At 51.2% G+C, this 20,499-nt stretch carries 20 protein-coding genes; 15 read left to right on the forward strand and 5 right to left on the reverse strand.

What is annotated here, in order from left to right; genetic code table 11:
* Positions 1-15: 15 nt before the first annotated feature.
* From folD to QQZ12_RS12945, 13 genes are all read left to right on the forward strand, one after another.
* The gene (gene folD, locus QQZ12_RS12885) at positions 16-864 is read left to right on the forward strand and encodes a bifunctional methylenetetrahydrofolate dehydrogenase/methenyltetrahydrofolate cyclohydrolase FolD (RefSeq protein WP_106342864.1); all 849 of its coding nucleotides are present in this window, start codon (positions 16-18) and stop codon (positions 862-864) included.
* A gap of 74 nt (positions 865-938) precedes the next feature.
* Entirely contained in the window at positions 939-2,300 is a 1,362-nt protein-coding gene (xseA, locus tag QQZ12_RS12890; protein ID WP_284724512.1) for an exodeoxyribonuclease VII large subunit, read from the forward strand.
* Positions 2,293-2,553, forward strand: coding sequence for an exodeoxyribonuclease VII small subunit (gene xseB, locus QQZ12_RS12895; RefSeq protein WP_223248065.1), 261 nt, complete (start codon positions 2,293-2,295; stop codon positions 2,551-2,553). Before xseA ends, xseB begins: the two co-directional genes overlap by 8 nt.
* Positions 2,554-3,447: a polyprenyl synthetase family protein gene (locus tag QQZ12_RS12900; RefSeq protein WP_223248066.1), complete on the forward strand. Its 894-nt coding sequence runs from the start codon at positions 2,554-2,556 to the stop codon at positions 3,445-3,447.
* A gap of 754 nt (positions 3,448-4,201) precedes the next feature.
* Entirely contained in the window at positions 4,202-4,825 is a 624-nt protein-coding gene (locus tag QQZ12_RS12905; RefSeq protein ID WP_022736171.1) for a hypothetical protein, read from the forward strand.
* Positions 4,806-6,692, forward strand: a complete 1,887-nt coding sequence (dxs, locus tag QQZ12_RS12910) for a 1-deoxy-D-xylulose-5-phosphate synthase (protein WP_102992145.1) — start codon at positions 4,806-4,808, stop codon at positions 6,690-6,692. The genes QQZ12_RS12905 and dxs overlap by 20 nt, the downstream gene beginning before the upstream one ends.
* A gap of 3 nt (positions 6,693-6,695) precedes the next feature.
* On the forward strand, positions 6,696-7,508 hold the full coding sequence (locus QQZ12_RS12915) for a TlyA family RNA methyltransferase (protein WP_102992146.1): 813 nt from the start codon (positions 6,696-6,698) through the stop codon (positions 7,506-7,508).
* 107 nt (positions 7,509-7,615) lie between these two features.
* Complete coding sequence (locus tag QQZ12_RS12920; RefSeq protein ID WP_284724513.1) at positions 7,616-8,143, forward strand: hypothetical protein; 528 nt, start codon at positions 7,616-7,618, stop codon at positions 8,141-8,143.
* A 27-nt stretch (positions 8,144-8,170) separates the two neighbouring features.
* Complete coding sequence (locus tag QQZ12_RS12925) at positions 8,171-9,049, forward strand: NAD(+)/NADH kinase (protein WP_102992148.1); 879 nt, start codon at positions 8,171-8,173, stop codon at positions 9,047-9,049.
* On the forward strand, positions 9,046-9,498 hold the full coding sequence (gene ahrC / locus QQZ12_RS12930) for a transcriptional regulator AhrC/ArgR (RefSeq protein WP_102992149.1): 453 nt from the start codon (positions 9,046-9,048) through the stop codon (positions 9,496-9,498). The genes QQZ12_RS12925 and ahrC overlap by 4 nt, the downstream gene beginning before the upstream one ends.
* Before the next feature lie 16 nt (positions 9,499-9,514).
* Positions 9,515-11,215, forward strand: a complete 1,701-nt coding sequence (gene recN, locus QQZ12_RS12935) for a DNA repair protein RecN (RefSeq protein ID WP_284724514.1) — start codon at positions 9,515-9,517, stop codon at positions 11,213-11,215.
* A 175-nt stretch (positions 11,216-11,390) separates the two neighbouring features.
* Positions 11,391-12,794: a SpoIVB peptidase gene (spoIVB, locus tag QQZ12_RS12940; protein WP_431606311.1), complete on the forward strand. Its 1,404-nt coding sequence runs from the start codon at positions 11,391-11,393 to the stop codon at positions 12,792-12,794.
* Entirely contained in the window at positions 12,766-13,503 is a 738-nt protein-coding gene (locus QQZ12_RS12945) for an NAD-dependent deacylase (RefSeq protein ID WP_284724515.1), read from the forward strand. Before spoIVB ends, QQZ12_RS12945 begins: the two co-directional genes overlap by 29 nt.
* Before the next feature lie 27 nt (positions 13,504-13,530).
* Here the strand turns inward: QQZ12_RS12945 and gltP are convergent, their stop codons facing one another.
* Positions 13,531-14,796: a glutamate/aspartate:proton symporter GltP gene (gltP, locus tag QQZ12_RS12950; RefSeq protein WP_102992153.1), complete on the reverse strand. Its 1,266-nt coding sequence runs from the start codon at positions 14,794-14,796 to the stop codon at positions 13,531-13,533.
* 232 nt (positions 14,797-15,028) lie between these two features.
* Complete coding sequence (locus tag QQZ12_RS12955; protein WP_284724516.1) at positions 15,029-15,172, reverse strand: hypothetical protein; 144 nt, start codon at positions 15,170-15,172, stop codon at positions 15,029-15,031.
* Positions 15,173-15,376: 204 nt separating this feature from the next.
* Here QQZ12_RS12955 and spo0A point away from each other — a divergent pair, with 204 nt between their 5' ends.
* Entirely contained in the window at positions 15,377-16,162 is a 786-nt protein-coding gene (spo0A, locus tag QQZ12_RS12960) for a sporulation transcription factor Spo0A (RefSeq protein WP_102992154.1), read from the forward strand.
* Positions 16,163-16,438: 276 nt separating this feature from the next.
* Here spo0A and QQZ12_RS12965 read toward each other — a convergent pair whose 3' ends face one another.
* The 3 genes from QQZ12_RS12965 to QQZ12_RS12975 all read right to left on the reverse strand — a co-directional run bounded on the left by QQZ12_RS12965 (position 16,439) and on the right by QQZ12_RS12975 (position 18,087).
* Positions 16,439-16,678, reverse strand: a complete 240-nt coding sequence (locus QQZ12_RS12965; RefSeq protein WP_102992155.1) for a hypothetical protein — start codon at positions 16,676-16,678, stop codon at positions 16,439-16,441.
* Between the two features lie 22 nt (positions 16,679-16,700).
* A complete protein-coding gene (locus QQZ12_RS12970) occupies positions 16,701-17,666 on the reverse strand; it encodes a superoxide dismutase (RefSeq protein WP_284724517.1) in 966 nt (321 codons plus the stop codon).
* Between the two features lie 139 nt (positions 17,667-17,805).
* Positions 17,806-18,087 (reverse strand): DUF2627 domain-containing protein, encoded by a 282-nt coding sequence (locus QQZ12_RS12975; protein WP_102992157.1) that lies wholly within the window; start codon positions 18,085-18,087, stop codon positions 17,806-17,808.
* 150 nt (positions 18,088-18,237) lie between these two features.
* Between QQZ12_RS12975 and QQZ12_RS12980 the strand changes: the two genes are divergently transcribed.
* Positions 18,238-20,277: a sigma-54 interaction domain-containing protein gene (locus QQZ12_RS12980; RefSeq protein ID WP_284724518.1), complete on the forward strand. Its 2,040-nt coding sequence runs from the start codon at positions 18,238-18,240 to the stop codon at positions 20,275-20,277.
* Positions 20,278-20,499: the final 222 nt, after the last annotated feature.

Below are 20,499 nucleotides of genomic sequence, written 5' to 3' on the forward strand. Positions count from 1 at the left end.
AAGGATGTGGATAAAATGACGGCAACCATTATCGACGGAAAAACAATCGCAAAAGAAGTGCGTAGCGAATTGAAAATCGAAGTGGCTAAATTAAAGGAAAAAGGCTTGATTCCAGGCCTTGCAGTGGTGTTGGTAGGCAATCATCCGGCATCGGAATCCTATGTGAAAGGGAAAATTCGCGCTTCTGAAGAAGTGGGAATCAACTCCCGGCTTATCCGCCGCGAATCGTCTATTTCCGAACGAGAGCTGTTGGAGCTAATCGAAACGCTCAATGCCGACCCTGCCATTCATGGGATTTTGGTACAATTGCCATTGCCAGATCATATCAATCCAGACAAGGTCATTGCTACCATCTCTCCCGCCAAGGATGTGGATGGGTTCACACCTGTCAGCGTCGGCAACATGGTTATCGGCCAAGAAGCGCTTTTGCCTTGCACGCCTCATGGCATCATGCATTTATTGCAACGAAGCGGCGTACAAATCGCTGGGAAGCACGCGGTTGTGGTCGGCCGGAGCAATATTGTGGGCAAACCGATCTCCCTGCTTCTCCAACGTGCTGACGCCACCGTCACCATGTGCCATTCCCGGACGGCTGATTTGGCTTCCCATACCAAGCAGGCTGATATTTTGATCGCGGCAGTGGGGCGGCCGGAGATGCTGACTGCCGAGCATGTTAAACCGGGTGCGGTAGTCATTGACGTTGGCGTTAACCGCCATGAGGGGAAACTGGTTGGCGATGTGAAGTTTGACGAGGTCAAGGAGATCGCTTCCGCCATCACTCCTGTTCCGGGCGGGGTAGGTCCGATGACGATTGCCATGTTGATGCGCAACACGGTAGAAGCGGCCAAACGAATTGGTAAATAGGCATGGACGGTAGCCGCGGAACATGATAAGGTGAGAAAAGGTTTTACTCATTCTTACAGACAAAGTGAGGGAAGATGATGATCCGTGAACCCGAACGTTGGTCGGTAACGGATTTGGTTCAACATCTTTACCGCAAGCTGGAAGACGACGATAGCTTAAAAGGGGTGTGGGTGGAAGGGGAGATTTCCAATTTCTCGCAACACACCCATAGCCGCCACATGTATTTCACTTTGAAAGATGAAAATGCCACCCTGAATGCAGTGATGTTCGCAGGCAACAATCGCCGCTTGCGATTTGTTCCCAAAAATGGGGACCGGGTGTTGGTCAAGGGTTATGTTTCCATCTATCAAAAGAGTGGAAGCTTGCAGCTTTACGCCCAAGACATGCGCTTGAGCGGAGTGGGCGACTTGCATGTGGCGTTTCAGCGCTTGAAAGAGCAGTTGGCTGCTGAGGGTTTGTTTGATGCCCCGAAAAAAGCTATCCCCGCGTTTCCCAAAACCGTCGGCGTGATCACTTCCGCGCATGGAGCGGCGGTGCGCGACATTATCTCGACGATGCGCCGCCGCTATCCCCTCACGCGCATCTTGTTGCATCCCGTGTCGGTTCAGGGGGAAAAAGCGGCTTCGGAGATCGCAGCGGCGATTGACCGGATGAACCTGCATCTGGAAGCGGATGTGTTGATCGTGGGGCGGGGCGGCGGTTCGCTTGAGGAGTTGTGGGCGTTTAATGAAGAGATCGTGGCCCGCGCCATTTATCGTTCCCAGGTACCTGTGATTTCCGCGGTAGGCCATGAGACGGACGTGACGATCAGTGATTTTGCGGCTGACGTGCGAGCGGCGACACCAACCGCCGCTGCTGAACTGGTGGTTCCCCATGTGGAGGATCTGAAAGCGCGGGTTGCTTTGCTGACGCAACGGCTGTTACGGGCGCAAATGGCTGTACTTGATCGGGCTCGCGAGCGGTTGGAGAAAAGCGTGGACCGACCGATTTTTAAATATCCCCATGCCCGTTTGCACCAATACGTGCAACGGCGCGATGAGTTGGAAGCTAGATTGGAGCGTGCCATGGTGCAGCTTGTCCGGGAGAAACGCCAAAGCTTGGCGAATGAGCGTGTCCGGTTGGCAGCGCATCATCCCCAAGAACGGATCAGACAACTGCGTGAACGCGTTGCCGTCTTAGAGCGCAATCAGCGCCAGGAGATGTTGCAACAGCTAAACGGTATGCGTCAGAAGCATCTAGCATTGGTGGCCCAATTGGACGCCCTAAGTCCGCTCAAAGTGATGCAACGCGGCTATTCGCTCGTGTACCGACACGCAAACGGTGAGTTGGTGAAATCAAGGCAACAAGTCCGGCCGGGAGATCTGATCCGGGTACGGGTGGCTGACGGCCAACTCAAATGTCAAGTTTGGAGATCGGAGGAAAATGGCGATGAGTGATCCAATCGATCTGACTCAACTGGAGTCGCTCCCCTTTGAGAAGGCGTTGGAGCGGCTGGAAGAAGTGGTGCAGCTGTTGGAACGGGGAGACGCACCCCTAGAACAGGCCATCCAGTTGTTCGATGAGGGGATGAAGCTTTCCCACCTCTGCGGGAAAAAGCTGGAGTGGGCCGAACAACAGGTGGAAATGTTGATGCAAGAAAACGGGGAATGGATTAAAAAACCGTTTGAGGCAGAGGAGGACATGGATTAGGTGCAGATACAAAGCTACATGAGAGAAAAAGCCAAGCTCGTACATCAGGCCCTTGACGATTACACAGCCGGATTAGAAGGGATTCCTTCTGTTTTAAAGGATGCCATGCGGTATTCTCTTTTAGCCGGAGGTAAGCGTTTTCGGCCTGTTCTTGTCTTGGCGACAGTGGAAGCGCTTGGGGGAAACACTCAGCAAGCGTTGCCTTTCGCTTGTGCCATTGAAATGATTCACACTTATTCCCTGATACATGATGATTTGCCAGCGATGGATGATGATGATGTGCGCCGTGGTATGCCGACAAATCATAAAGTCTACGGCGAAGCGCACGCGATATTGGCGGGTGACGCCTTGCTGACGGAAGCGTTCGGGATTATGGCCCGCGCGGCAGGAGAAACGGGAGTTGCACCGGAAGTGGCTTTGGCGCTGATCAATGAAGCCTCTGTGGCGGCAGGTGCCAAAGGCATGGTTGGCGGTCAGGTGGACGACTTGCTAGGCGAAGGGCGCACGGTGACGCTGGCTGAACTGGAAAGCATTCATCACCGGAAAACGGGAGACCTGATCGCGTTTTCTGTACGTGCAGGAGCGATGGTAGCTGGCGCAGATGAAGTGGCTTTGGCGGCTTTGACCCGTTATGCGTATCGGTTGGGATTGGCGTTTCAAATTCAAGACGACATTTTGGATGTCATCGGAGATGCTGTGCTGATCGGCAAGCCGGTCGGTAGTGACGAAGCCAACCAAAAATCTACGTATCCCGCTTTGCTCGGGCTGGAGGAGTCTAAAAAGCGACTCAATGAAATAACCGAGCAAGCCAAAAACGCCATCATCGGGCATGATGGGATCAATCCGGAGCGGTTGCTTCAAATTGCCGACTATCTTTTGGCTCGCGACAGGTAAGTTCTGCAAGGTGCTAAGGCGATAAGCTTATGCTATAATAAAATGTACTACTGAAGAGTGGCGCAGTATTCTAGTCAGCCCACCACCTCTGAAAGCGGGCCTAAAAATCCGCTAAAGGGCACATCGATGAAGTTCTTGGTGTTGGCTTGTGGCGCCCAGCTATGGGCTGATGCTGAGAGTTAAGGTTGAAGGGCGATCCGCAATGGCATGCGGGCGTTGACCCTTCTTCCGCGGAGGCCCAATGTTCGTCGTGTACGCTCTCATGCGGGAACGACGGCTTGGGGTATGAACCTGCATCTCGGGATCAACTGGGTGTAGCGTAGCCTGCCTTGAGTGACAGGGTGGGGATACCGCTCTCCGCTTCAAAGCGGAACGCGGTTGAAAGCTCTGTTGCAAAAGAGGCTAGGAGACTGGAACGGGCTGTTGAGGAAAACTCCTAGACTGTTTGCCGAAAAAGGCATGGCCACCTAGGGATTAAAGTGCGGACTGAGTGGCAGTCCAGTCCGGCATTCGGTGACGGTGCCGAGAGGGGTTGTAAAGGGAAACCGCCAGATCGGCGACGATCGGGATACCCCTTTGGGAAAGCCTACTGGACCTAAGCCGCAGAGTTTACCTAGGTTGTCGCCACTCTTCTCACATATAGGGTTGAAAACCGGGGAAATTACATAGGGAAGAAGAGTTAAGCTACGAAAACCGGTCCATCATGAGACCGGCATTTTTCTGGAATGTTGGGGATGAAGGGGATTTTTACCTGATGGTTTCATTACTCCGAAAATCTATGCGCTGGGCGATTACTGTCAGTCTGATATCCGCGTTTATCGCCTGTATTTTGTCCGTCTCGTCCCAAACTGTGCTTCGGGGGATGTCCTGGGGTGGGGGGATGATGGTACTACTGATGATTGTGGCGATTGGGATCGGATTCGACATGTTGGGCATCGCCGCCGCGGCCGCTTCTGAGAAACCGCTTCACGCTATGGCGGCCCAAAAAATTCCTGGAGCCAAAGAAGCCATTGGCATCGTGAGGCGAGCAGACCAATTCTCCAACTTCTGCAATGACGTGGTTGGCGATATCAGTGGAGTGATCAGCGGTGCAGTCGCTGTTGCCGTGGTGGCTTCATTTGTGATATCTTTCCCAGAATGGAAGCTAAGTAGCGGGGTGGTCGACATTGTTTTGGTTTCGCTCATTTCCGCACTTACTGTTGGGGGAAAGGCGCTCGGCAAAACCTTATCCATTCATTATTCCAATCAGATCATTTTCAGGGTTGGTAGATTTTTTTATTGGATAAACCGACAGTTCCGATTGTCTTTGTTTCATGTGAAATCGAATAAGAAAAGAAAGCGAAAGCGAGGCGTTATCCGTGCTCCTCGAACAGATTAATTCTCCGGATCAACTGAAACGGTTGTCTGTGGAGGAATTGCCGAAATTAGCAGAGGAAATCCGTCAATTTCTTATAGAGAGCTTATCCAAAACAGGAGGCCATTTGGCGTCCAATCTGGGCGTGGTTGAGTTGACCATCGCCCTGCATTACTTGTTTGACAGTCCACGGGACAAAATGTTGTGGGACGTGGGGCATCAAGCATATGTGCACAAAATTTTGACAAATCGCCGGGAGATGTTTCCCACCTTGCGGCAATACAAAGGATTGTGCGGATTCCCAAAAATGCGGGAAAGCGAACACGATGTGTGGGAAACAGGGCACAGTAGTACATCCCTGTCTGGTGCGATGGGGATGGCCACGGCCCGCGACCTCAAAGGCGAGGACAACAAAGTGATCGCCATCATCGGTGATGGGGCTCTGACAGGTGGTATGGCGCTGGAGGCGTTGAACCACATCGGCGAGACCAAAAAAGACCTGATTGTCATCTTGAATGACAATGAGATGTCGATCAGTCCTAACGTGGGCGCGTTGCACAACCATTTGGCGCGCTTGCGGACCAACAAGAGTTACAACAAAATCAAAGAAGAAGTAGAACAGCTGCTCATGAAGATCCCCACGGTGGGTGCGCCTTTTGCCAAAACGGTGGAGCGGATCAAAGACAGCTTGAAATATCTAGTCGTCTCCGGTGTCCTGTTCGAAACTCTCGGATTTACCTATATCGGTCCAGTGGATGGCCACAAGCTAGACGAATTGATGGAGAGCTTGCGGTTGGCCGGCAAAACAAAAGGGCCGGTGTTGGTTCACGTCGTGACCAAAAAAGGATATGGCTACAAACCCGCTGAAAATGATTCTGTCGTGTATCACGGCGTTGGCACATACAAAATCGAATCGGGCGCGTTCCAGAAAAAAGCGGGCGGGGCGCCTGCGTACCCAGCGGTGTTTGGAGACACCTTGGTTCGTTTGGCAGCGAACGATGAGCGAATTGTGGCTGTGACGCCCGCGATGTTGACGGGCTCCAAATTGGAGAAGTTTCAAGCGGCTTACCCCGATCGGTGTTTCGATGTGGGAATCGCCGAACAGCATGCGGTCACCTTTGCCGCCGGTTTGGCGACACAAGGGATCAAGCCGGTGTTGGCCATCTATTCTACTTTCTTACAGCGTGGCTACGACCAGGTTGTGCATGACGTGTGCCGCCAGAACTTACCCGTGGTCTTTGCCATTGACCGGGCCGGCTTTGTCGGCGAGGATGGTGAGACGCACCAAGGGATCTACGACATCAGCTTCTTGCGAAACCAACCGAACTTGGTCATCATGATGCCGAAAGACGAAAATGAATTGCAACACATGTTGTATACGGCGGTAAACCATGACGGCCCCATTGCCGTCCGCTATTCCAAAGAAGCTGGTGTAGGCGTGCCTATGGATGAGGAATTCCGCGTCATTCCGATCGGCAAGTCAGAATGCGTGCGGGAAGGGAACGATGTGGCGATTCTGGCGTTCGGCAACATGGTGCCCATCGCTTTGGCCGCAAGTGAGCGCTTGGCGGCCGACGGCATTGAAGCTCGCGTGATCAACGCTCGGTTTGCAAAACCGTTGGACACGGAGTGCCTAGATGAGTTGGCGCGAGAGCAGATCCCGGTGTTTACGGTGGAAGAGGCTTGTATCGCGGGTGGATTTGGCAGCGCCGTGTTGGAATACTACGCCGCTCAGGAACAAGTTGGGATGGTTGTGAAAGTGTTGGGTGTGCCAGATTATTATGTAGAACACGGTAGCATCGCCGAGCAGCGCGCCGAGGTGGGGCTCACACCTGACGCAATCGCCGAAGAAGTGCGGCGGCACGTTGCGCAAAAAATCCAGAAAGCATGAGGGTTGCAAGTGGAAAAAGAACGTCTTGACATATTGCTTGTGAATAAAGGCCATTTTGCAAGTCGTGAACAAGCGAAACGCTCCATTATGGCCGGCCTTGTATTGGTGAATAATGAACGGGTGGACAAAGCGGGGATGAAAATCCCCGTTGATGCCGTGATTGAGGTGAAAGGCGAGCTTCATCCATATGTTTCTCGCGGCGGGTTGAAGCTGGAAGAAGCCCTACGTGTTTTTCCGATTCAGATGGAGCAACGCGTGGTGCTAGACATCGGGGCGTCCACGGGTGGTTTCACTGATTGCGCGTTGCAAAATGGGGCCAAGCAAGTGTACGCCATCGATGTCGGATATGGACAATTGGCTTGGAAATTGCGCCAAGACGAACGTGTGATCGTAATGGAGCGCACCAATTTCCGATACCTTGAACCAGAAGACCTCAAAGGAGCTACTCCTGACTTTGCGGTGATCGATGTGTCTTTCATTTCCCTTAAACACATCTTGCCGACACTAAAGAAGCTGTTGCAACCACAAGGGGAAGTGATCGCGCTGATCAAGCCGCAATTTGAAGCCGGCAAGGAACAAGTGGGCAAAAAGGGAATCGTCAAGGACCCAGCCGTTCACCGACAGGTGTTAAGCCGTTTTGTGCAGATGGCCACAGAGCTTGGCTTTGATGTGCGGGGGTTGACCCCTTCTCCGATCAAAGGGGGCGAAGGGAACATCGAGTTTCTCGGTTACTTGGTTTTGGAAGAGGCCGTGACGCCAGGCGACTTGTCCGAAGACATCGCGCAAGTTGTAGCGGCGGCCCATAACAGATTCTAAAGTAAGCACTAGGCGCCCATAAGCTGGATGGCAGATCCCGCTAATCTCTCATTGGTGGCAGGGTTCTCCGCCCTTGATGCGAATAATTAGGAAAAGGGGGGAGGGGAATGGCCCAACAACCTGGAGACACCCTCGTTCTTTTTCTGATATTGGGCGCCATCTTGTATTTGATCGCTACCCAATTCATACCGCGCATCAGGAGCAATCCTCCCTCGGAGCCGAAGGAGGAGTTCCGGGGAGAAGTGCCTGATCTGTTGAGGGAAAACGGGTATGAAGTCATAGGCGGCAAAGAGAGAATTCCTCTCTCGATCGAGATGGATGACAAGGAATATGAGAGCCGCTTGTACATCGATTATATCGCCAGACAAGACGAGGAATGTTATATTGTAATCGTGGCGAGGGAACGAAAGCCCCTGCGGTTGTCAGGTGCTGGATTGCGCGACTTTTTCCTCGCGTATTACCTGTTGTGTCAACCTGATGGCTTGCTATACGTCGATCGTGAAAAAAGAACGGTCAAGCGCATTTTTTTTGATGTGCCGGAGTTGTCGTTTCACGCCAAACGGTCGCGAGCTGGGTTGGCGGTGTACGGTGGTTTAGGTTTGGGCGCGCTTTTGTTGTGGCTGATACTATTCTGACGGATTTGAGAGATAGAGGTGGAACTGTTGAAAACCATCGGCATCACAGCGAACCAAAGCAAATCGAAGAGTGTGCAAGTAGCGGAGCGATTGGTTCACCTCTTGGAGGAACGCGGGGCTGAAGTCCTTGTGGACAACGCTTTGGCCATGCGATTAGAACGGCCGGATCTGGGGTTGGAATTGGAGCTATTCACCGAACGCGTGCAATTGGTTTTCGTGTTGGGAGGGGACGGGACGCTCCTCGGCGTGGCCCGGCGTTTTGCCGCGGCGGGATTGCCGATCTTGGGGTTCAACTTGGGACAGCTGGGTTTTCTGTCGGAAGCGGAGCCGGATGATCTGTCTATGGCCGTCGACCGTGTGTTGAATGAGGATTATACCATTGAACAGCGGCTAATGCTTGAAGCCGAGGTATTGCGTGGCAACGAGGTAGTTGAAACGGGGATTGCCCTGAATGACATCGGCATTTCCAAAGGTTCGTTCGGACGGATGATCCAATGTACGGCTTATATGGATGGGATGTTTTTGGGTACATATTCCGGTGATGGCTTGATCGTGTCCACGCCAACCGGGTCGACGGCGTATTCGCTGTCTTGCGGAGGACCGATTGTCTATCCGGGCATACAGGTGCTTTTGCTGACACCGATTTGCCCTCACACCCTAACATCGCGGCCCATGGTTCTTCCTGCAGAAGCGGTGTTGGAAATCCATGTTTCCGCCGTCCATCGCGAAATGGCGATCACCATCGACGGGCAGATCGGATACTGTTTGAAGGAAGGAGACGTGGTGCGGGTGAAACGCTCCCGCACTCCCGCACACTTGATCAAATGGCAAGACCGTTCTTTTTTTGAAGTGGTTAGGAAAAAACTTCAAGGAGAAAGTGTGGACAGTAGGGTAGGAGGAAAGTGATGAAGGCACAGCGTCATATTAAAATTCGTGAAATCATCAGCATGAAGGAGATAGAAACCCAAGACGAATTGGTGGAAGAGCTGAAGAGGGCGGGTTATAACGTAACGCAAGCCACTGTTTCCAGGGATATCAAGGAATTGCAGTTGGTGAAAGTGCCCACCTCCAAAGGAATCTATAAATATTCGGTGCCGTCTGAAGACAAACGGATCAATCCGCTCAAAAAATTGAAGCGCACCTTGCAGGAATCGTTTGTCTCCATTGATGCGAGTGAGAATCTGATCGTACTGAAGACTTTGCCGGGAAACGCTCATGCGATCGCGGCTTTGATGGATCATCTGGATTGGGATGAGTTATTGGGTACACTGGCGGGGGATGACACCATTTTGATCATTTGCCGTTCGAAAGAAAAAGCACCAGAGCTAGTGCAACGCTTCTTGGATCTGGTATAAGGGGCGATAGGAAGAGATGCTCAAAGAACTCGTTATTCGCCAATTTGCGATCATTGAAGAGGTTCGGCTGCAATTGAGTGAAGGGTTTCATGTTTTGACGGGCGAAACGGGTGCCGGTAAGTCGATTTTGATTGATGCACTCGGATTGGTGATCGGTGGGCGCGCCTCGGCAGAATTTGTGCGGTACGGCGCGGACAAGGCGGAGATCGAAGCCGTGTTCGAAGTATCTGCTTCCCATCCTGCCTATGCGTTGCTCCAGGAGTGGGGCTTCGCCGCTGATGAGTTGGACACCTTGATCATCCGCCGGGAAATCACCGCTAGCGGCAAAAGCGTCTGCCGAATCAATGGCCGTACGATCACGCTTGCCATGCTCAAACAGATGGGGCAGACGCTGTTGGACATTTCTGGACAGCATGAACACCAAGCTCTCTTGCGCGTAGAAGAGCATTTGTCCTGGCTGGATACGTTTGCGGGGAATGAAGTGATCGCCGTCAGGGAGCAGTATCAGGCCCGGTTTCGCGAATATCAGGCGCTCAAGAAAGAATTGGCCCGCTATCATATGGATCAGCAGGACTTGGCGTACCGTGTGGATATGTTGCAGTTTCAGGCGCAAGAGATTGAAGCCGCGGCATTGGTGCCGGGCGAGGAGGAAGAACTTGAGCAAGAGCGCAGCCGCCTAGCTCACGCCGAAAAACTGATGATGCATACCACTCACGCGTACCAACACTTAAACGGCGAACAAGGCGGATTAGAGCAGGTGCAGGAAGCGCTGACGCATTTGGAAGGAATGGCGGAAGTGGATGAGTCGCTTGGCGGCTTGTTGGAAAGCGCTCAATCCGCTTATTATCAGCTGGAAGAGGTAGCGCGTGCCATTGCTCGTTACCGGGATGCGTTTGAATATGATCCGGGCCGGCTCAATGAGGTGGAAGAGCGCTTGCACATGATTAAGCAGCTGAAGCGGAAGTACGGCGACTCGATCGAGGAAATTTTGGCTTACGGAGACAAGGTTCGTCAGGAATTGAGTCAACTGGAACATCGGGAAGAATCTGTGGCTGAATTGGAAGAGAAGATTGCTTCCGCGGAAACCGACCTTTATGCGCTGGCTAAAACACTGACCCAGTTGCGCAAAGAAGCTGCCGCCCAACTGGAAACCAAAGTGGAGCAAGAGCTGGCCGATCTGAATATGGCTTCAACCGTATTTCATGTGGCTTTTTATTCTGAAACATACCAAGCGAATGAACTGTTGCCACATGGGCAGGATGTGGTGGAATTCCAAATCGCACCCAATCCGGGCGAACCGCTCAAGCCTCTCACCAAAATTGCTTCCGGTGGGGAATTGTCACGGATCATGCTGGCATTGAAATGCATTTTTACCGCCACCGACAGTGCGGACACCTTGGTCTTCGACGAAATCGACACCGGGGTGAGTGGACGAGCGGCCCAGGCGATTGCTGAGAAGATCGCGGTGGTTTCCAGGCAAAATCAGGTCTTGTGCGTTACCCACCTGCCGCAAGTGGCCTGCATGGCCGATCATCATTTTTATATTTCCAAAGAGCTAAAAGAAGATAAGACGCGTACCAAAGTGGAACGCCTCGACCGCCGCGGCCGCACCATGGAGTTGGCCCGGTTGCTGGGTGGAGTGGAAGTGACCAACCGCACGATGCAACACGCGGAAGAGATGATCCGTTTGGCTGAAAAAGTGAAGCGTTATGGATAAATGCCGTTGATCGGATTCAAGGGGGATGCCTTTGGTCGGTCAAAGGCATTTTTTATGTTGGGGAGGAAGCATTTGTCGAACATAAAAGCCCAAGGGCGCGGTTAACTTAAAGTTAGTAAAGACCACGAATTAGGCGGAGGGGTAGGCGGGAAGCTTGAGGAGAGTGATGATGAAAATGAACAGGATTTCAGCAAAAAAGTTCTTTGGCTTTCTCCTCGTGCTTCTCATCACGTTGGGAAGTACCACCACGACATTTCGTCAATTCACCAACTTTCCCCGGGAAATTCGTCTCCTTCAGGGAGAATGGCGCAAGCTTCAGCTCTCCATGCCCGTAACAGCTACGGCTAATGTTTCCAATCCAGCTGTTCTTCATGTGAATGGTGCGGCAAACGCCCGCGTGCCGCTTGACCTCAAGCAGCCAATGACCTTGTTGCCTCAAGCGGTGGGCAAAACGCAACTGACCTTGAAGTTGTTTGGGAAGTTGCCAATCAAACAGGTGGATGTCCAGGTCTATCCCCAGTTGAAAGTGGTGCCGGGAGGACAATCCATCGGCGTCAAATTGCGTTCGGATGGGGCATTAGTCGTGGGGCATCATGTGGTGCACAGCAAAAATAAAGAAGTGAAATCTCCGGCCGAACAAGCCGACATTCGTGTCGGGGATTATTTGGTACGCATGAATGGCAAGCCGGTGAAGCAAATCAGGGATGTGGCTGATGCTGTCAATCAGGCCGGTAAAGAAAAGCGGGTGCTGAACATGGTTGTCATGCGTGAAGGGAAGAAGAGGACCGTGTCGATTCGACCTGTGTTTGACGAAAAAGAGCAGATGTACCGTTTGGGTCTTTACATCAGGGATTCCGCTGCGGGAGTGGGAACGCTCACTTTTTACGATCCGGCTCATCAGGTATATGGTGCGTTGGGACATGTTATCACTGACATGGACACCGGCCAGCCGATTCGGGTGGGAGATGGAAAAATCGTGCAATCGAGTGTGACATCGATTCAAAAAGGGGAATCAGGGGAGCCCGGAGAAAAACGGGCGATATTCTTCCAGGAGAATCAGGTCTTGGGCAATATCAAGAAAAACACGCCATTCGGGATATTCGGGCAATTGGGCGACATGCCCGGAGCAGGTGAAGCGAAGCAGGCGATTCCTGTCGCCTTAGCTGATCAGGTGAAAGAAGGACCGGCCAAAATCTTAACGGTCGTTGAAGGGCAAAAGGTGGAAGCGTTCGATATACAAATACTGCATGCGCTACGGCAAAAGTATCCGGCAACCAAAGGCTTGATCATCAAAGTAACTGACCCGCGCTTATTGAAAAAAACCGGGGGCATTGTACAAGGGATGAGCGGTAGCCCGATCCTTCAAAACGGTAAATTAGTCGGAGCTGTGACTCATGTGTTCGTCAATGATCCGACTTCTGGTTATGGAACGTTTATCGAATGGATGTTGCAGGATGCGGGCGTGATGCAAACTTCAGCGGGTACCCTTTCGGGTCCCGCTGTTTTTTGTGTTACAATAACGGAAAATTGGGAAAGGAAGGCGGGGGAAATTGATCACAGAGTGGATCAAACAATCTAACAAAACGGTGGTTTTCACAGGTGCGGGAATGTCGACGGAAAGCGGTTTGCCGGATTTTCGTTCTGCTAAGCAAGGGATGTGGCGGGACAAAGATCCGACTTATTATGCCAGTACCTATGCGCTGACTCATCACCGTGACGAATTTATCCAGTTTTATCGCCAGCGAATCAAAGGCTTGCTCAAGGTAAGGCCTCACGAAGGCCATACGGTGTTGGCCGAATGGGAAAAGAGAGGTTGGATCGATGGGATTGTCACGCAGAATGTCGATGGGCTTCATCAAGCGGCGGGCAGCAAGCGGGTGGCAGCGTTGCACGGTAGCTTGCGGGAGCTCGTTTGCATGGAGTGTCAGAAGACATACCCTGCGCAACAGTATGAGACAGAAACCGGAACAACGTGTGTTTGCGGCGGTTTTATCCGCCCGAAGGTGGTGCTGTTTGGGGAAAATTTGCCTGAACAGGAGGTAGAGCGGGCCGAAGCGCTGATTGACGGAGTGGAATTGTTGATTGTACTGGGTTCTTCCTTGCAAGTGAGTCCGGCCAACTTCTTCCCCATTCGCGCTAAGGAACAAGGGGCCAAACTGGTCATCATCAATTGGGAGCCTACTGATTTTGACGCTGAGGCCGATTTGGTGGTAAACCGGGAGAAGATTGGTGCTTGGCTACAGCAAGTGCATGCCGAACTGTTAATAAAAAACAAGCCCGTTGGTTAAACTTAACGCAACGGGCTTGTACGTTTATTAGGCAGCTTGTTTTATTTCAGCCAGATAGGATTGGCCTTGTTTCTCATCATATTGTTTTTCCCATTTGGACATTACCACTGCCGCGAGGGAGTTACCAATGACGTTTACCACGGTCCGCGCCATGTCCATGATGCGGTCGACGCCAGCGATGAAGGCCAGACCTTCAGCCGGAATTCCCACCACATGGAGCGTGGCTAAGAGAACGACGAAGGAAACGCCAGGCACCCCTGCAATCCCTTTTGAAGTAACCATCAGGGTGAGCAACAAGGTGACTTGTTGGGTCAAGGTGAGATCGATTCCATACATTTGCGCGATGAAAATGGCTGCGATCGCTTGATACAATGTAGAGCCGTCCAAGTTGAAGGAGTATCCGGTCGGAATCACAAATGAAGTGATCGCTTTGGGGCAACCGAATTTCTCCATTTTTTCAATCAGTTTCGGCAACACGGTTTCCGAGCTGGATGTAGAGTACGCCAAGATCAGTTCGTCTTTTAGGATGCGAATCAATGAGAAGATGTTGATGCCGAACAGTTTGGCTGTCAGACCAAGTACGACGAGCACGAAGAACACCATTGTTGCATATACCAAAATGACCAGCTTGCTGAGCGGGATGAGTGACTGCAAACCAAACTTGGATACGGTTACACCAATCAGGGCGAATACGCCGAATGGTGCGAACTTCATAATAGTGTTGGTCACATAGAACATCGCGTCAGCCACACCTTGGAAGAATTGCAATACCGGTTGGCCCCGTTCGCCGATGGAGGCAACCCCGAGACCGAACATCACCGAGAAGAAGATGATGGCCAGCATGTCCCCTTCTGCCAGAGAAGTGAACAGGTTCGTTGGGACAATGTTGACGAAAGTGTCAGCAATGCCATGGCTTTCCACTTCTTGGGTGGTATCCACATATTTTTGGATATCTGTTTTTTGAATCGCTTTCATATCGACCCCGGCGCCGGGTTGGAAGATGTTAGCTACTAAAAGCCCGACCAAGAGGGCGATGGTGGTGATGATCTCGAAGTATAGAATGGTTTTGCCGCCGATTTTGCCAAGTTTCTTAATATCCCCCACACCAGCGACGCCGACAATGATGCTTGCGACGACGATGGGGATGACGATCATCTTGATCAGACGTAAGAAGATGTCGCCGATTGGTTGTAAGTATTGTTCAAAATTGGGGTTACCATAAAATACGGCACCAACCGCGATCCCCAGGATGAGTCCGATTAAAATTTGCCAAGCTAAGCCAATTTTTTTCATCTTCATATAATCACCTCACGCTATGACTGATATAAGGGATAAATCATTTGTTTATAACTTTACGTGGCAGGGCAAAACATTTGACTAAGTCAATAATTCACATGCTTAATATGTTAAATTATTTTGCGTTGTAATTCAACTAGAATAACAATTATAATATTAATCGGAAAATATATGGTATCATTGTCTCGGCAAAATAAAACCGAATGGAGATACCATTCGGCCGGTGAGATTATGTAGAGGGGCGGTCAGGGCCGGTCAATTTCTTGTTACCAGCATGGGTGGGCTCTACAGAGGGTTGCTCTGGTGAGCTATGTCTGTTTTTCCGCTCTTTTTGCTGTTGTTCCAAGCTACGCTCGTCAGTTTGGTGTCTCATTGTTATCACCTCCTTTGTATATAGGGTTCTGCAATAAGGTGATGAATATTCTAGAATACATAAATGAAATCTTTTAAAAACCAAACGTTCATTTTCACGACATTTACAAATTTTCCGCAATTAGTACCGGGAATTGCAGGAAGATTTTTACGTTTGTCGAATGCAAAAAAGGAAACTGGTATGGATGATTAGGAGGGTCTCTCATTGAATCAGATCCGAGTCATATTAGCGGATGACAATCGGGAATTTGCCGAGCTTTTGAAGGAACATCTTATGAGCCAAGGGGATATTGAAGTGATCGGGGTCGCCCATCACGGTGGCGAAGTGATAGACATGATCAAACAGCGGGTGCCAGATGTGCTCGTGTTGGATATTATCATGCCGCACTTGGATGGGTTAGGCGTGTTGGAGCAGATCCAGCAAATGAATTTGCAACCGGTGCCCAAAGTGATCATGCTGACCGCGTTTGGCCAGGAAAACATCACTCAGCGGGCGGTCGAGTTGGGTGCTTCTTATTACATACTCAAACCGTTTGATCTTGACGTTCTTACACATCGCATCCGGCAAATGAAAGGGATCAGCGGCAAGGCGTCGTTTGTAAAAACGTCGCAGGTGAGCGTGCCTTCCCCACGGGCAAACAACCTGGACGCCAACATCACCAACGTGATTCATGAAATCGGCGTGCCGGCGCATATTAAAGGATACTTGTATTTGCGGGAAGCGATATCCATGGTCTACAATGAGGTCGATCTGTTGGGGGCGATCACGAAGTCTTTGTACCCGCGGATTGCGGAAAAATACAACACCACTCCGAGCCGGGTGGAGCGTGCGATTCGCCATGCGATCGAAGTGGCTTGGAGCCGGGGGAACATGGATTCCATTCGCAGTCTGTTCGGTTACACCATCAATGTGTCCAAAGCGAAGCCGACCAACAGTGAGTTTATTGCGATGGTGGCCGACAAATTGCGGATCGAGCACAAAGTCGGATAGGGATTGTACGTGAAAACGGAGCTATTTACACCAATGATCTAAAGCCGCTGATGTTGTCAGAGAGGATTCTTTGGCAACATCAGCGGCTTGTTTTCTTTTTGTGCTGAAAAAGGAAGTGGATACAGAGGGCTTCATTTGTGCAAGGTTTTATGATAAGGTCATAATACCTGGTACTAAGATCAGGGCAGCAACTGGATGCCGCCCGCATCATACGATTGAAATGCTAGGCGTGTGATAGTTGGAAGGGTGCCGATGTCAGTGGGTCGGCTTGCAGGCTCAATTGATTTTGACCCGTTCGTTGCGGTGAATCAAAATCCGGTGCTCGCGACGCGCTGTTTCCAGTTCTCGCAGGAGGGCGCGTGCGCTTTCATATTCCCGCGCTTGCAGACATTGGCGGTAACGCCTTTCCAGGGGGGCGATCACATCTCGATGGAATAGATTGGCCTGATTGGTGTAACGGGGTTTTGGAGGATTGTTTGGTTTTTTCTCTTTGGTGTAAGACTTATGTTTGGCCATGCGAACCACCTGCCTCAAACATTTAGTAGGGGTGCCAGCGGAGTTGGCGGGCTTTGCAGAAGCGTTCATAGACTTGAGGCCAATTGACAACGTGCCACCAAGCGTCGATATACTGCCTTCTCTTGTTGGGGTACTTAAGATAATAGGCGTGTTCCCACACATCCAGCGGCAACAAGGGAACGATGTCCTGTTGTGACAAGTTTTGATGCTTTTCGGCTTGCAGGATTTCGAGTCGGTGGGCGCGGGGGCTCCAGACGAGGATGGCCCAGCCTCCTCCTTCCACTTTTTCGGCTGCTTCAGAAAATTGTTTTTTAAAGGCTTCGAAGCTACCAAAGTCGTGAATGATTTGCTTTTTAAGCGCTCCGCTGGGTTCGCCGCCGCCACGCGGACTCATCGATTCCCAAAAAAGCGTGTGGAGATAATGGCCAGCGCCGTTGAAGGCCAATTCTCTTTCCCAATGTTTGATCAATGAGAAATCGCCGGTTTGTCGCGCGTGCGCCAATTGGGTTTCTGCTTTATTTAAGTCTTCTACATATTTTTTGTGATGTTCTTGATGATGGATGCACATGGTGGTTTCATCGATGTAGGGTTCAAGGGCATCATACGGATAGGGAAGTGGTGGGAGTTGATGTTGACCGATTGGCACCGGCCGGTAAGCGGAGACAGTAGATGTCTCTTGCTTGTACGGTGATTCTTCGGGTTGTCGAGCGGAAGTGGCTATCGTTTCGATAGGTTCCAACAAGCGAGCAAACGATCGCAACCAATGCCGCCATTGTTGTTCCCCCGTTGCCGTGAGATAAGGATCTGGGCTAAACAGCGTGTGCTCGATTTGCGTGAGTTGTTCCCGTAGCCGAACCGAGGTTTCGCGTTGTGCAGGATCTGTTGCTGCCTTTTCTATTCGGTTGAGCAGTTTGCGAAAAAAGGAAAAAGATGAGGCGATCGGTTCGCTGAAAAGGCCGGGATGCCAGAATGATGGTGGGTAAGTCATGTGTTTTCCCTCCTCGCGTCTTCACTCTCAAGATATGTGCCCAGTTGGTAAAGGGTGAATGGCGGCACAAAAAAACATCCGCTGGTTGGTGCGGATGCCTGAGTTTGAGTTATGGAGCGCAAAGACGCCTGTTAGTGTGTCAATAACCCGGCTTGTTGCGGTAGGTGGGGTCGTTTTGTTTGCCGATCAGGCGTGGCTGGATTCGTTTCCGTTTGCGGTCATGGTGGAAGAGGAAACCGCCGATCAGTGCTAATCCGACGATGAGCAAGACGAGTCCGCCAGTGAAAGGAAGCCAAGCCATCCCTTGGCCACCAAAATAGTTGAACAAGACGTCCCGCATCAAAGTCCAGCCGTAAATGGCCAAAGCGCCGGGCACGCACATGATGATGATGGCGATAATCCGTTGGTATACCGGTTTCATGTCGCATCCGTCCTTTCTGTGGTCAAGGCTAATAGTACCTTATTTTGTCGCCGATGGCTAGCCTGCGTTCCAATTAGCCCCGAGCACAAGTTAATAGTCCGTACCTAGTGTGGTAAGATAAGGGGCGGATGGTTGAAAGGAGGGTGCAAGTTGCAAACTTTTTTGATCGTTGGAGGCGGCGAAGACGGCAAAACGGTGTTGGACATGTTGGCTTCAGTCGACTTTATTGCTGTGGTCGGCATGGTGGATGCAGCGCCGGATGCCCCCGGTCTGGTGGAGGCGCGCAAGCGGGGGATTCCAACTTCCACGGATATGCAAACGTTCCTTGCTCCCCCTCCGGATGTGATTTTGGACGTGACGGATGCAGATGAGGTGGAGGGGCGTCTAAAAGAAATGGCGCCACCTCAAACACATGTGATTTCCGGCGCTGTTGCCCGATTGATGGTTAAGCTGGTGGGACAAGCGTGGAAACGGCGGCAAAATGAACTGGAAGCGATCGTCAATTCGACACATGACGGGATGATCGCCGTCAACCAACGCGGAGAAGTGACGCTGTTCAATAAGGCGGCAGGGCGAATGACCGGCGTTGATCCGGCAAAGTCTTTGGGAAAACCAGTTACTGAAGTCATCCCCAACACGCGTTTGGGCGTGGTCATTAAAGAAGGGATTAGTGAATTGAATCGCCGGCAAACGCTGGAAAATGGATTAGAAATCATTACCAGTCGTGTGCCGGTCAAGGCACCGGACGGCAAAGTGATCGGAGCCGTCGCCGTCTTTCGCGACATCAGCGAGATCAAACAGCTCACACAGCAAGTGCTTGATTTGGAGAGTATGAAAAGCATGTTGCAGGCGATTATCAACTCCTCTGATGACGCCATTTCCGTCGTGGATCAAGATGGCATGGGCATACTGATCAATCCCGCCTACACCCGGCTGACTGGACTAACCCCTGAACAGGTGATCGGGAAACCGGCTGAAACGGACATTTCCGAAGGGGAGAGCCTGCACAAAAAAGTGTTGAAAACGCGTCAACCGGCACGGGGGGTTCACATGAAAGTAGGCCCGCACCACAAAGAAGTGGTGGTAAATGCAGCTCCCATCATCATCGGAGATGAGTTGAAGGGAAGTGTGGGCATCATCCACGATGTCACCGAGTTGAAGCAATTGAGTCGCGACTTGGAACGGGCGCGCCGCATCATTCGCACCTTGGAGGCGAAATACACATTTGAGGACATCATCGGCAACAGTGAGTCGATGTGCCACTCCCTGGCACAAGCGAAGCAAGCGGCACAAACGCGGGCGACGGTGCTACTACGCGGGGAATCCGGCACGGGCAAGGAGTTGTTTGCCCATGCGATTCACAATGCGAGCGACCGTAAATACAACCAGTTTGTGCGTGTCAATTGTGCCACCTTGTCCGAGTCGCTATTAGAGAGTGAATTGTTCGGGTATGAAGAAGGGGCATTTACTGGAGCCAAACGGGGCGGAAAAAAAGGCTTGTTTGAAGAGGCGAGTGGAGGCACGATTTTCCTGGATGAGATCGGGGAATTGAGCTTAAGCACCCAAGCCAAGCTGTTGCGAGTGTTGCAAGAGAAAGAAGTGCTCCGGGTCGGAGGCACCAAATCAATTCCTGTTGATGTGCGCGTCATAGCGGCGACGAATGTGTATCTGGAAAAAGCGATTCAGGAAAAACGCTTCCGTGAAGATCTGTATTACCGGTTGAATGTATTGCCTATACATATTGCCCCGCTTCGCATGCGCAAAGAAGATTTGTATGATTTATCCCTGCATTTGATCAAAAAGTTTAATCAAGAGTACGGCCGGCAAGTCGAAGAAATCGGAGAGGACGCTATTCACGTGCTATCCCAGTACGATTGGCCTGGAAATGTGCGCGAATTGGAGAATGTGCTGGGGCGGGCTATGATCAATATGGCGTTCAACGAAAGACGCATGCGGCGCGAACATATTCCACCACTGGACCTTTCCCGCATGATACAACCGTCGGCGGCACCCTCTGTTCCCGACGCAATCGTCGGCAAACCGCTGAAAGAAGTTTTGGCGCAAACGGAACGGGACTACATTTTGCAGGTGGTTGCGGCATGCGGCCAAAACAAAACGGAAGCGGCGCGGAGGTTAGGAATCTCCATTCGCAGCCTCTATTACAAATTGGAGCGGTATGGGGTGCTGTAACATTGCATTTTTTTGCATGAAGAGAATTGCAGACGTTTTGCAATTCGTTGCAAATGGTTTTATTTACGATTTAAATAAAAAAACAGGAAGCATCATGCTTTCACGCATTTGTCGATTAGTTGGCACCGCATTTGCATATATGGTATTGCGACCGACTAATCCGAGAAAACTATTTTTAATCTGATTTGATAACAGACAAATACAGTCGGAAAAAAGAGGTGT

The organism is Laceyella tengchongensis (genome assembly GCF_900182735.1).
Classification (GTDB): Bacteria; Bacillota; Bacilli; order Thermoactinomycetales; family Thermoactinomycetaceae; genus Laceyella; species Laceyella tengchongensis.

What these genes read in the sequence shown, in the direction of transcription:
- recN (WP_284724514.1), top strand. Translation starts at nt 9,515, where the DNA reads ATGCTCAAAGAACTCGTTATTCGCCAATTTGCGATCATTGAAGAGGTT.
- QQZ12_RS12920 (WP_284724513.1), top strand. Translation starts at nt 7,616, where the DNA reads ATGGCCCAACAACCTGGAGACACCCTCGTTCTTTTTCTGATATTGGGC.
- xseB (WP_223248065.1), top strand. Translation starts at nt 2,293, where the DNA reads ATGAGTGATCCAATCGATCTGACTCAACTGGAGTCGCTCCCCTTTGAG.
- QQZ12_RS12970 (WP_284724517.1), bottom strand. Translation starts at nt 17,666, where the DNA reads ATGACTTACCCACCATCATTCTGGCATCCCGGCCTTTTCAGCGAACCG.
- xseA (WP_284724512.1), top strand. Translation starts at nt 939, where the DNA reads ATGATGATCCGTGAACCCGAACGTTGGTCGGTAACGGATTTGGTTCAA.
- gltP (WP_102992153.1), bottom strand. Translation starts at nt 14,796, where the DNA reads ATGAAAAAAATTGGCTTAGCTTGGCAAATTTTAATCGGACTCATCCTG.
- QQZ12_RS12955 (WP_284724516.1), bottom strand. Translation starts at nt 15,172, where the DNA reads ATGAGACACCAAACTGACGAGCGTAGCTTGGAACAACAGCAAAAAGAG.
- QQZ12_RS12975 (WP_102992157.1), bottom strand. Translation starts at nt 18,087, where the DNA reads ATGAAACCGGTATACCAACGGATTATCGCCATCATCATCATGTGCGTG.
- spoIVB (WP_431606311.1), top strand. Translation starts at nt 11,391, where the DNA reads ATGAACAGGATTTCAGCAAAAAAGTTCTTTGGCTTTCTCCTCGTGCTT.
- QQZ12_RS12965 (WP_102992155.1), bottom strand. Translation starts at nt 16,678, where the DNA reads ATGGCCAAACATAAGTCTTACACCAAAGAGAAAAAACCAAACAATCCT.
- QQZ12_RS12905 (WP_022736171.1), top strand. Translation starts at nt 4,202, where the DNA reads ATGGTTTCATTACTCCGAAAATCTATGCGCTGGGCGATTACTGTCAGT.
- folD (WP_106342864.1), top strand. Translation starts at nt 16, where the DNA reads ATGACGGCAACCATTATCGACGGAAAAACAATCGCAAAAGAAGTGCGT.